Source organism: Spirosoma taeanense, assembly GCF_013127955.1.
GTDB classification, from domain to species: domain Bacteria; phylum Bacteroidota; class Bacteroidia; order Cytophagales; family Spirosomataceae; genus Spirosoma; species Spirosoma taeanense.
This window is the reverse complement of sequence record NZ_CP053435.1, coordinates 376,845-389,026: the sequence shown is the minus strand read 5'-3', so window position 1 is coordinate 389,026 and position 12,182 is coordinate 376,845. Positions and strand designations below refer to the sequence as shown.

Annotated in this window: 11 protein-coding genes; 3 read left to right on the top strand and 8 right to left on the bottom strand. The window is 53.4% G+C overall.

The features are described 5' to 3' along the window. Nucleotide 1 precedes the first annotated feature (1 nt). Nucleotides 2-1,123: a DNA polymerase III subunit beta gene (gene dnaN, locus HNV11_RS01725; RefSeq protein WP_171738022.1), complete on the top strand. Its 1,122-nt coding sequence runs from the start codon at nt 2-4 to the stop codon at nt 1,121-1,123. Between the two features lie 76 nt (nt 1,124-1,199). Continuing rightward, nucleotides 1,200-2,408 (top strand): TCR/Tet family MFS transporter, encoded by a 1,209-nt coding sequence (locus tag HNV11_RS01720; protein WP_171738021.1) that lies wholly within the window; start codon nt 1,200-1,202, stop codon nt 2,406-2,408. A gap of 106 nt (nt 2,409-2,514) precedes the next feature. Here the strand turns inward: HNV11_RS01720 and HNV11_RS01715 are convergent, their stop codons facing one another. The 7 genes from HNV11_RS01715 to HNV11_RS01685 form a co-directional block, all read right to left on the bottom strand. Continuing rightward, nucleotides 2,515-3,387 (bottom strand): glycosyltransferase family 2 protein, encoded by an 873-nt coding sequence (locus HNV11_RS01715; protein WP_171738020.1) that lies wholly within the window; start codon nt 3,385-3,387, stop codon nt 2,515-2,517. Between the two features lie 86 nt (nt 3,388-3,473). Then, nucleotides 3,474-4,034: a YceI family protein gene (locus tag HNV11_RS01710; protein ID WP_171738019.1), complete on the bottom strand. Its 561-nt coding sequence runs from the start codon at nt 4,032-4,034 to the stop codon at nt 3,474-3,476. 4 nt (nt 4,035-4,038) lie between these two features. Next, the gene (locus tag HNV11_RS01705; RefSeq protein WP_240163685.1) at nt 4,039-4,779 is read right to left on the bottom strand and encodes a hypothetical protein; all 741 of its coding nucleotides are present in this window, start codon (nt 4,777-4,779) and stop codon (nt 4,039-4,041) included. 67 nt (nt 4,780-4,846) lie between these two features. Next, a complete protein-coding gene (locus HNV11_RS01700; RefSeq protein WP_171738018.1) occupies nt 4,847-5,365 on the bottom strand; it encodes a Rieske 2Fe-2S domain-containing protein in 519 nt (172 codons plus the stop codon). A 60-nt stretch (nt 5,366-5,425) separates the two neighbouring features. After that, nucleotides 5,426-6,172: a porin family protein gene (locus HNV11_RS01695; RefSeq protein WP_171738017.1), complete on the bottom strand. Its 747-nt coding sequence runs from the start codon at nt 6,170-6,172 to the stop codon at nt 5,426-5,428. Nucleotides 6,173-7,010: 838 nt separating this feature from the next. Beyond that, nucleotides 7,011-7,589 carry an RNA polymerase sigma factor gene (locus tag HNV11_RS01690; protein WP_171738016.1) on the bottom strand — a complete coding sequence of 193 codons (579 nt, stop codon included), beginning with the start codon at nt 7,587-7,589 and terminating at the stop codon, nt 7,011-7,013. 105 nt (nt 7,590-7,694) lie between these two features. Continuing rightward, nucleotides 7,695-8,531, bottom strand: a complete 837-nt coding sequence (locus HNV11_RS01685; protein WP_171738015.1) for a hypothetical protein — start codon at nt 8,529-8,531, stop codon at nt 7,695-7,697. A 293-nt stretch (nt 8,532-8,824) separates the two neighbouring features. Here HNV11_RS01685 and gldG point away from each other — a divergent pair, with 293 nt between their 5' ends. Continuing rightward, the gene (gene gldG / locus HNV11_RS01680) at nt 8,825-10,486 is read left to right on the top strand and encodes a gliding motility-associated ABC transporter substrate-binding protein GldG (RefSeq protein WP_171738014.1); all 1,662 of its coding nucleotides are present in this window, start codon (nt 8,825-8,827) and stop codon (nt 10,484-10,486) included. A 2-nt stretch (nt 10,487-10,488) separates the two neighbouring features. Here gldG and HNV11_RS01675 read toward each other — a convergent pair whose 3' ends face one another. After that, a complete protein-coding gene (locus HNV11_RS01675) occupies nt 10,489-12,168 on the bottom strand; it encodes a complex I subunit 4 family protein (protein ID WP_171738013.1) in 1,680 nt (559 codons plus the stop codon). Between the last annotated feature and the right edge of the window lie 14 nt (nt 12,169-12,182).

Below are 12,182 nucleotides of genomic sequence, written 5' to 3'. Positions count from 1 at the left end.
CATGAAATTCATCGTTTCCTCGTCCGTACTACTTAAAAACTTACAAAACATCAACGGCGTCGTGGCGACCAACCCGATTGTGCCGATCCTTGAGAATTTTCTGTTTCGGATTGAAGATGGTACATTGACCGTGACTGCTTCGGACCTGCAAACGACCATGACGACGCAGATTCCGGTCGAAGCCAGCGAAAACGGCGCGATTGCCATTCCCGCTAAATTGCTGCTGGACACGCTCCGAAGCTTGCCCGAGCAACCCGTAACAATCAACATTGATACAAACACCTTCGGAACCGAGATTCTGACCGACAACGGTCGCTATAAGCTCTCCGGCGAAAATCCCATTGACTTCCCCAAGCTACCGACGGTAAACAAAAACATGTCGGTTGAGATGACGTCCGACGTCCTACTCAGCGCAATCAACAATACGGTCTTTGCAACCAGCACCGACGATCTGCGTCCGGCCATGACGGGTGTGTATCTGCAACTGAGCGCCGACAACGCAACCTTCGTTGCGACCGACGGCCACCGCCTGATTCGCTACCGCCGGACTGACCTCAACTCGTCGGCCAGCACGTCGATTATTATTCCCCGCAAGGCCCTGCAACTGCTGAAGGCATCGTTGCCCGAAGGCGTAGCCGTTACGGCCGAGTTCAGCCAGGCCAACGCGTCGTTCACCTTTGGACCGACGCAGCTTATCTGCCGGCTGATTGATGAGCGGTTCCCGGATTACGAGAACGCCATTCCGACCAATAATCCGAACGTCATGACTATCGGCCGGACTGATCTGCTCAACTCGCTCAAGCGGATCATGATCTACGCAAACCGCACAACACACCAGATTCGGCTGTCGCTGAAGGCTAACTCGCTGACCATCTCAGCCGAAGACCTGGACTATTCGAACGAAGCCAACGAAAAACTCCTCTGCGATTACGACGGCGATCCGATGGAAATTGGTTTCAACGCGAAGTTGATGTCTGAAGTGCTGAGCAACCTGAGCGCCAAGATGGTTACGCTGGAAATGTCGGCTCCGAACCGCGCGGGGCTGCTGATTCCGGCTGATAAAGAAGAGAACGAGGACATCCTGATGCTGGTGATGCCCGTGATGCTGAATACTTACGCGTAAAATGAATGCTGCACGCTTGATAATGAATGATAATTAACCGGTCATTCGTCATTTAGCATGCAGCATTCGTCATTTTATGGCTTCCAAACGTACCGCGCCCGCGCTCGCTTTTATCTTCATTACCCTTCTGATTGACGTTACGGGGCTGGGCATCATCATTCCCGTTTTTCCAAAGCTAATTGAGCAACTGATTCACGGTAACATCAGCCAGGCGGCCAGTTACGGCGGCTGGCTAACGTTTTCCTATGCTCTGATGCAGTTCGTCTTTTCGCCAATTCTGGGCGGGTTGAGCGACCAGTTCGGGCGTCGGCCGGTACTGCTGTTTTCGTTATTCGGCTTTGGCATCGATTATCTATTCCAGGGGTTTGCGCCGAGTATTGGCTGGCTGTTTGTCGGCCGGATGCTGGCCGGCATTACGGGTGCCAGCTTTACAACGGCCAGTGCTTATATTGCCGACATCAGTACGCCGGAGAAACGAGCGCAGAACTTTGGACTAATTGGTGCGGCCTTTGGCGTAGGGTTTATCCTGGGTCCAGCCGTAGGAGGATTTCTGGGCCAGTACGGTCCACGAGTTCCTTTTTTTGTCGCGGCCGGCTTAACGATGCTTAACTTTCTATACGGGTTTTTTATCCTGCCAGAGTCACTTTCGCCCGAAAACAGACGGCCATTCGACTGGCGACGAGCCAATCCGGTTGGTTCTTTGATGAATTTAGGTCGCTATCCCGTTATCCTCGGCTTAGTCGCATCCTTGGTGCTGATTTACATTGCGGGCTTTGCCGTACAGGGAACCTGGACGTTCTACACGATGGAAAAATTCAAGTGGGACGAGAAAACGGTTGGCCTCTCACTGGCTGCTATTGGGGTTTCCTTTGCGATTGTACAGGGTGGTCTAAGCCGGGTTATCATTCCTAAATTAGGTCAACGCCGGTCTGTATACGTCGGTATGATGTTCAGCGCCATTGGTTTCGCGCTCTTTGCCTTTGCCAGTCAAAGCTGGATGATGTTTGCGTTCATGGGTATTTATGCGCTGGGCGGCATCGCGGGACCGTCAGTTCAGGGTATCATTTCCAATCAGGTACCCCCTAATGAGCAGGGCGAATTACAGGGCGCACTTACGAGCCTGACCAGCACGACATCTATCGTTGGGCCGCTTATTATGACTAATCTGTTCTCGTATTTCACCGCTTCAAACGCGCCGGTTTATTTTCCGGGTGCGCCGTTTTTACTGGGCGCACTACTCATTTTAATCAGTGCTGTACTAGCCCGCCGAGCCGCAATGGCCTAGCCTTGGCTTTAGACAACCGGATTGGCCATACATTGGTCACCTAAAAAAGCCTCCGCGTAGAGTGAGTTCTGCGCGGAGGCTTTCTTGTTGATATACCCGGTAATCATCAGGGTTTTGTGGACGCGGGCTCAACGTCGGCGGGGCGTAGGTACCAGCCAACACGTTTAACTTCAAATAGTGCTCGTTTATAGATGGCTTTCAGAACACCACCGTCGCGGGCCAGCAGGCGGTCACTGCTCCAGACGTGCCCGGCTTCAGACGTTACCCGGTGAATGCGGCCTTTTTTGAGCAGCAGCATGGCCATCCAGCCATCATCACTCTCAATATCCTGACCCCGTTTAAAGGATGTGTTGAAACCGCCAACGCTCATCGCATCTTTCCGGCGAAACGCACAGCTGAATCCCATAACGTTCACACACTCGTAGCCCCGGCGCCGGCGCAGATAAAACGCGAAGCGGGCCGCCGTTTCATGCAGGATCAATGCCCAGCGAGGATTTGTCTCACTCGGCACAAACGAGTACGTGCTGTAGGTGCACGAAATGGCCGGGTCCTGCAACGGATCGACCAGTGCGTCGATCCAGCCGGGCGGATACAAACAGTCGGAATCGGCATTGAGAATATATTTCCCCCGCGCAGCCGTTAGCGCGGCCTGCCGGGCAAAAGCCGCTCCCTGGTCTGTCACAAACAGCGACCGGACCCCACAGGCATCCAGCAATTCCTGCGTACGGTCTTTAGAATTGTTATTGGAAACAATGAGTTCGGTGCGGTAGCGCGTCTGCTGGCTGCCCAGCGACGAGAGCATATTCAGCAAACTCTCTTCTTCGTTGTAAGCAGGAATAATGATAGATACCTCCGGCGCGTCCGTTCGGAATTGACCCAGACGGGTACGCAGGTCACTCAGCCGCTTATCCGACACATCATCGGGTTTATACGTAAAGCGGTGAGAAGCCAGCCAGGTGGGCAAAGTCGGGTAAATCATGCGTTGACGATTCGGAAATTGGTCTTGAACTGCAACGAAACTACACAAGACCCCGGCAACGACGTAATAAATTGAGTGAAAGGCCCTCAGATTGTAAAGACAGCCTTAAAGCGAAGCGTCATCTGATCCTCGATTTTCAAGCCCATCAGAGACGGCCGCTCCACGTTATAATCACTGATATTGATTGGAAATTCGCCCGTAAGAATCATTTTCCCGCCGGCCTCCTTCCGAACTGCCTGCAACGTAACGGGCTTTGTAACGCCATGAAACGTCAGGTTCCCTCTGGCTGTGAGCGCTCCGTTATCACCTGCCTTCACATCTGAGCTCACAAAGGTAACGTTAGGATACTTCAGGCCGTCGAGTACTTCCAGCGCGTGCGAGTCCCGATTGTTATTGTCACTGTCGAACGAGGCTACCTTGACAGAAACGGCCACACTTTCGGGCTGTTTTGTCTCATCGTTGTAAAGAACTGCGCAGTTAACGTCGCGGCTAATGCCTTCCCACTGATGCAGGGGGTGCTTGGCGGAATAGACAACGGTCGACTGGGTCTTATCGGCCATTAGTTTGCGCTTGGCCTGTGGTGCCGCAAAGGCACAAAGCAACAGCGTGGCTACAACGTAGCCGTATAGAAGCGGGTATTTCTTCATAAAGTTAGAAGGTTAACGCAACGACGGAAGCGGCATAGGCCCCAAATGTGGTATAGGCAGCCGCCCGGTGATATGGTTTCAGGCTGAAGTCCTTCTGGATCATATGCGCCAGAATATTCGTGGCAACCATGCCCGTCAGGTGGACAATAGCCAGGTATTTGTGGAGCTTAATCGACGTGAAACCTCGTTTAGCGCCTACAATTGGGGGTGGGGTGGTCAGTGACAGAGCCAGCGTAGTGCCATACGTAATGTTGATGAACGTCGCCGTGCGTTCGTGCCAGCGTTTGGTCTTCAGGTAATCTTCGCCCTTTGCATTATACAACTTGGCCCCGAGCAATCCCTGCGCCACAAAGCCCGCCAGCGTGACGAATCCGCCAATCTGGTGCGTGACAAGCATCGTCCGGCGAACTTTCAATTCGCGGGCGCGACTCTCGGGCGTCAGCGGAGCCACGTTTATCGTTCGCAGCAGTCCCTTCGGCCCCCAGAACGCCCGTTGCGTAAACAGCATCCTGTGGGGTAATAATGGCTGGACTTCGCTCGAATCGGTCAGGCCTGCCAGCAGGTCATCGGCCGTGTTTCCGGTAGGAGGCAGCGTGTCAGATTTTGTTACGGTTACCGTTAATCCGGGCGTAACGTTGGTATCAGCAACAGCCCCGGCCTGAGTAACGACGTCAGGAAGGGTATAACCGAAAACAGACAGGGTATACAGCCAAAAACTAATTAGTCCGGTCAGGAAGAGTTTCATAAAGCAACGGGCGAAGAAATACGGATTTATGGGCGGAATCAGGCAATCGATACTGGTTATGCTTCTTCTATTCAGATACCTGAAGTTTGTTGCCGTCTGTGCTAAGAGTAGCTTTATATACCTTCATGGCTGGCTGACCAGGCCCCCCGACGGCCACTTTCACCGCTCCATTCGTTGCAAAGACCGACCCGTGCACGCTACAGCCGAAATCATCGGACGCCAGCCGGTACGAGATTCCGTCCTGCAGCTCATGCGAACACAGACGCTGAATCGCTACGTACTTATTGCCTTTTGTATTGGCCACGATGACACTGCCTGCTTTAACATACTGGCCTTCGGTTTTAAGCGCCTTAAAATCTGCATTAGTCAGATCGAGTGTGAAGTTGATAGCCCCTTTAGTGGTATCCGCATTACCCGTCAATCCGGCAGATGAGTTAACGGCGGGCGCCGGATCATCGTCACTACCTGAGCAGGACGATAGGGTTCCCATGCAGTAAAAAGCCATTAAAGCAGCACTGCTCAGGCCGAGAGACCTGAGAAACTCTCCGCGCTTCATTGAATCGTTGGTGGTTGGGTTGTTCTGCATGGGATTAATGTTTAGTATAGGTACATGAATGAATAAGCGAACACTGGGGTAAACAATACATCAGAAACGATAGCGCAGCGAAAAAAAGGCACCCGTGCTAATCAGATTGAGCTTGAAATACCCAACTTCTTTTAGGGGAATCTTTAAAAATGGCTCAACCTGCCAGGCCAGCCGTCGACTCAAGGACCGTTCGTAGCCAGCTGACAGATTTAAATGACTGAATTCGTATCTACCGGTTTTGGTACTCCACTGCCGGTATTTGATTCGCGGATCGGCTGGGTTGGCGTAGTTGTACGTAAAATCTTCGCGTAGCATCACGTAGGTTGTTACGCCCCCGCTTACGAACCAGCGACTCGGCGCCCGCCCGGTAGACGGCGGCCGTAAAGCTACGTCATAACGCAGGTTGAGCGGTATGTCGAGCATGTTGCAGCGACCGCTTACGCTCTCCGGCTGCACGGGCCACATCCAATTATAGTCTGATGTCGCAGCCCGATATATTTTCGAACTGCGCAGCACACCCGCCTGGAAGCTCCATCGTGGGGTTAGCTGATATTCTGCCAGCAGGCCTACATTTGTTCCGGGGCGGGTAAAATTCTTCAGACCTACCACGGTCAGATCCGGCGCTACCACCAGCCGAACGCTTAACCCCGTCAGCCGGGAAGGCTTTACCTGCTGCTCGGACTGAGATTCGCCATCTTCCGGCATAACCACCTCCCGATCTACAAAACCCAGCGGCACCGGCCATTGACCCGGAAGGCCGGTCAATTGAGCTGGCGTTGGATAAAGCAGCCGGTCAGACTTATTCACTTCGGGTATGGCCGGTGCCGAGGGTTGAGAATTTCGATCAGCCGTTAGGTTTTCTGACCGTTTAGTAAACGTTGATGGGTCATTTGTCGCATACGCCCCCGCGAAAAAATCCCTATTCCTTTGCTCGCGAGTTTTCACATTTGTCCGGCGCTTACTACGCGACGGCGTTATACGCATTACGCTTGCATCCCCATTAGCCAACCGGCTATTGGGGCTCTGACTGGATCGCCTGGGCTCATTTACAGCGTTTGGCACGGACCCTCTGGCGGCTCGGACTTCATTAACTTGCCGACTGATACGAGCCAGTGCTTGTCCTTCAGGCCCGATCGGCGCGCTTGTTTTGCCAGATACGGCTGTCACTGCGGGATCGGGCCGTTCGGTTGGCTTTGTGCTCGCTGCTGACCGTCCGGCTTCAACTGGCTCCGGGCGGTTAGCAGTCGCTGTATTCTGCAGCCCAGACTGACCGTCCTCTGCCAGCGTTTCACTGAACGCTGGTCCTTTGCGATTCCCCCGTCGCTCGTCTGGCCGACTACCTGCTTTCGACGGGTCTGTTCCAGCGCGAGTGGAAACCTTCGTGTCTGCTGAACCCGAAGTGTTATTGCCAGATACACTTACCTGCCGGCGAGCAAAGGTATCTGTCGTTTTCATCGTGTGATAGACGTACCAGCTCCCGACTAGCAGCAAGAGCAGCAGGACTGGTAATCCCAGACGTAACAGGTTCCGCCAGAATACACCTTGCTTCTGATCGTCTAACTGACTCTGCATTGCCTGCCAGGCAGTCGGGTCAAAGGGGGGCTCAAACTCTTCAGCCGATTTTCTGAAGAGTCCGTCCAATTGGTCATCGGTTAGCTCTTGCATACTCATCGTGATTCAGTTGTTTCAGTAACTGCCGCAGGTTTTCCCTCGCCCGGGCCAGATTTGACTTCGACGCTCCGACCGAGATGCCGAGTTGTTCGGCAATCTCGTCGTGCGTGAATCCATCAATTACAAATAGGTTGAATACCAGCCGGTAGGCGGGCGACAACCGTTGAATGAGTCCCATTAGTTCGTCATGAGCCAGCCGGCTATAGACATCGACCGAGTCCGGAGCCGGAGCCTGATCGGCCCGTTCGACGTCTTCGTGGTAAAAATGACGTACTTCCTGCCGGTAATGATCCACGGCTGTATTGATCAGAATTCGCCGGAGCCAGGCCTTAAACGGCTGCGCGGAATCATACTGCTCCAACCGGGTGAACACCTTCAAAAAGCCATCGTTCAGCACCTCCAGAGCGCCTTCGCGGGTAGGTGCATACCGCAGGCAAACCCCCATTGCATACCCGTAGAACTGCCGGTAGAGCAGCTCCTGACTACGCCGGTGGTTGCGCATGCAACCCGCCAGCAGGTCGGGCAGGGGCGGTATAGCGGGAGCATTGGCCATGTACGAAAGCAGTACAGTTATAAAATTAAATCATTGCCGGAGCCTGACACATTTATGTCCCAATCGATCCGTTAACATTCGGCATTACGGTTCAACCAGTCAATCTTACAACGGGGCTTCAACTGTAGCTTCGTTAACAATTGGCCAAACGCCGGGTCTGGGCACGCTAACTCCTTTTGTGTTACCCCGCAGATTCTGGTCGCCACCAAAGTAATAGAGCGGCCAGCCTTTGTAGGTAACCTGCGTCCGGCCGAATACCGTGATTGTTGCAAAATCAGCTTTGTTCAGAGTCGACGGGATTTCATTGAGTGGGCCTTCAAAAATTGGCCAGGCAGCTTCGTTGCTCAAATCGGCTTTGGTGTAATTGTTTTTATTCTTTTTATCGTTCACAAAGCCGTAAAGAGTACGACCAACGTTATCGGTTAAATATAATGAATTGCCGGTTCCTTCCTTGTAATCGCTGGTATACAGTTTTCCGTCCTGACCTTTCAACTGGCCCGAGCCAATCAGTACCGTATAGTTAGGCTTAGCTACAAACCAGACACTGTTCACATCTTCGCCATTAACGTCGCCGGCTTTACCGTCATTTTTGAAATAATACAGAGGCCAGCCTTTATAGGCAGTTTGTTTACTACCATCAGTGCGGGTAATCGTCGTAAAGTCGGCCGCAGTTAGGTCACTGCTCATAGTTGGCGTTTCTTTAAAGAATACGGGCCAGTTGTCTTTGCAGGTTCCGGCGCAGTTGGCGCTCCCGTTGGCATCGGGCGCAAAAAAATACAGCGTTCGGCCACCCTCACCCGTCAGGACCCGACCAAGCGATGTTGTTCCTAACGCCAGATCAGGAGCCGGCGGAGCTGAATCATCCTGCTTGCAGGCGAAAGCAGCCACAGTTAGTAAAGCCGCCAGCGTTAGCGAACGGGCAGAAAAAGTAAGGCGTATCATTGTGTCAACTGCGTTTAGAGAGGTGAGAAACTGAACAGTTGAACCGGTTCAAAAGCCATTACGGTAAGTGTCTTCACCGGGTTGCGTGAGCAATGAAAAATAAATGTTCTTCCGGCATTTTTCTCTGAGTTCTCGTCCGATTAATTACACGTAATCTAGCTAAGCCGAACCTAAATATTTACCCGTAACGGAGAGCACAAACCGAACTGGTCAATGCAGGCGGAACATAGACAGGATGAAAAAACGTTGATCGGGAAAGACCTTACCGCCCGCCTGTACGTTTATAGTCCAGAATGAAGCATACTCGTCTACTAATTATCCTTGCTGCTTTAATCGCCGTCAATATTCTGTCGGCATTTGTCTTTTTTCGGCTCGATCTTACCCAGGAAAAGCGCTACACGCTCTCCGGAGCAACGCAGACTCTGTTAACCGATCTGCCCGACGACGTTCATATAGATGTTTACCTGACAGGCGACCTGCCCCCGGCTTTCAAACGACTCGAAAATGCTGTTCGGGAAACGCTCGACGAGTTTCAGGCCAGCGCGGGTCAATCGCTTACGTACCGGTTCATCGACCCGGACGCCATCACCAATACCGCCGAGAAGAATAAGCTCATTGACAGACTTCAGCAACGGGGGTTGCTGCCAACCAACCTGGTCGCCAGCGAAAGCGGCAAACGAACCGAAAAGCTCATTTTCCCCGGCGCGGTTGTCTCTTATAAAGGAAAAGAAACAACCATACTGCTGCTCAAGGGCAACAAAGCGGCTTCTAAAGAAGAGCAGTTGAATCAGTCTTATGAGGGCGTGGAATTTCAGTTGGCATCAGCAATTCGTAAACTAACCCAAACGGAAGGTAGTCGCCGGCGGGTCGGCCTCCTGTATGGTCATACGCAGGTGCCGCCTTCGCGCTTTGCCGATTTGCTGGCCTCGGTTCAGGAAAATTACGATCTGTTTTTCATTGACATGACTAAACCCGGCCCCATTGCGGGGCTGGAAGCCATTCTGGTCCCCAAACCCGACCGGCCGTTCTCGGAAGATGAAGTATTCAAGCTCGATCAGTTCGTTGTCAACGGTGGACGGGCGCTCTTTTTTGTGGATGGGCAACGGGTCGATAGTGTCAGCAATGAAGGAAACTACGCTCAACCGCTAAGTTTGAACCTGGACGATTTGTTCTTTCGCTGGGGAGTCCGCGTCAACCGCGACGTAGTGAAAGATTTATACTGCGCGCCTATTCCGCTCAACGTCGGGAATTTGGGCGACAAGCCCAATATTCAGCTTATGCCGTGGCGGTTCTATCCGCTGCTGAACAACTTCGGTACCAGCGGCAACCCCATTGTACGCAACCTCGACGCGGTCCTGGGCCGATTTGTCAGTACGCTGGATACGGTGCGGGCACCGGGCATCCGTAAAACCCCCCTACTGCTGACTTCGCCTTACACCCAAGTCCTGAAAGCCCCTGCCCTAATTTCCTATAATGAAGCTCGCCAGCAACCCGACCCACAAATGTATACCGGGGGCGTCCGCATCGTTGGCTGTTTGCTGGAAGGGCGGTTTCAGTCCATTTTTGCAAACCGAATCCTGCCGGGCGATCCGCGCGCCAATGGTTTTCGGCCAGAAGGTGAACCCTCACGCGTGCTGGTTTGCTCGGATGGCGACCTGATTGTAAACGATGTGGATTACAAACGTAACGCGCCCTATCCACTTGGCTTCGATCGCTTCACGCGGACGACCTTTGCCAACAAGGATTTCGCCCTAAACGCGATTGACTACCTGGTGGACCCCAATGGCGTTATCGCGGCCCGCGCCCGGACCGTTACGCTTCGGCCATTAGACAAAATTCGAATGAACGCGGGTCGTACCGGCTGGCAACTGCTCAATTTGCTGGGCCCGCTGGCACTGGTAGGGCTGGTTGGCGTGGTCTGGCAGGTCCTTCGCCGGAGACGCTATGGCCGGTAAATTTACTCCACCGCAAACTTCACCAGCCACTGTCCGACTGTGGCACCGGTCAAGTTGAAAATAAGATTCGGGAAGAGGCCAAACACCAGAGCCAGCGCACCCAGCGGAATCAGCATTAGCTTCTCACGGCCGGTCAGATCGGTCAGGACCGACAGGCCATTGGCGGATGCTGTTTCGTGCCGACTCCAGAATGAGCCGAAAAACATACGCTGAAGCGACCATAGGAAGTAAGCAGCCGCCAGCAGAATTCCGGTGGTGGCAACGGCCGTCAGCCAGCCAGGCAGCCAGGTCGACTGAAAACTGCCCATCAGCGTAAACAGCTCACCCACGAATCCAGAGAAGCCCGGCAACCCCAGTGATCCGAAAAAAGCCACGGCCGTGAGCGTCGCGTATTGCGGCATGGGCTGCATCAGGCCCCGGTAGGAGTCGATACGCCGGTCATGGGTGCGGTCATACACAACGCCCGCAATGAGGAATAACATGGCCGACAGGATGCCATGACTCACCATCTGATAAATGGCGCCGTTGACGCCCTCGGCCGTTAAGGACGCTACACCCAGCAGCACGAAGCCCATGTGCGATACCGACGAATAGGCAATCATTTTCTTGACGTCATTCTGCGCCAGAGCGTTCAGGCCACCATACACAATAGACAGCGTTCCCAAGACTGCGAGAGCCTGGGCGTACTCAACGGCACCATCCGGGAAGAAATTCCAGACGATTCGCAGAAAGCCATAACCACCGACTTTCAGCAGGACACCCGCCAGCACGACCGATACAGGCGTTGGGGCTTCGACGTGGGCATCGGGTAGCCACGTATGCAGAGGCACGATGGGCAGTTTGATAGCGAAACCAATAAACACCGCCCAGAAGGCCAGCATACGAACCGGAAGCCCTAGCACAATTGGTTCGGACGCGGGGTTGAGAAACGCATCAGGCAGGTAATTACCGCCGTCGGCCAGATAGCGCATGTCGAAGGTATGAACGACCTGTGCCGGGTTAATCTGTCCGTTTCGCAGGTGAGCCTGCAGAATCTGGATAATTTCACTCGTAACAACGGATGGGTCTTCGACAAAGCCCACGGCGACGGCGGTGCTGACTGGGTCCATAACGGACAGATACAGCCCGATCATGACGAGCAGAATCAGCAGAGAGCCCAGCAGGGTATAGAGAAAGAATTTAATTGATGCATACTCCCGGCGGGGGCCGCCCCACAAACCGATGAGAAAGTACATCGGCAGCAGCATGAACTCGAAAAACAGAAAGAACAGAAAGAAATCCAGGGCAACGAAACAACCCATAATCGTACCGGTCAGCAGCAGATATAGGGCGTAATAGGCTTTCTGCCGATGCGTTATGTTCCAGGATGAGACAACGCCAATCAGCATAACCACCGCCGACAGCACCACCAAGGGCAAGCTTATTCCGTCGACGCCAACCAGGTAGTCAATTGACGCGACGCCCAGGTTTCCAAGTGATAACGTGATCCAGCCGGTTTGTTCCAGGAGCTGATAATTGGCCTGCGTGGGATCGAAAGCCGCATAGGCCAGAGCCGCCAGAGCTACTTCGATCAGGGTTATGCCCAGCGCAATCCACCGAAAACGCGTTGCGTGACTTTCTGGCAAGAAAACAACCAGCAACGATCCGCACAACGGCAGGAAAATTAGTAGCGAAAGAATCATAAATCGTTTCCGAC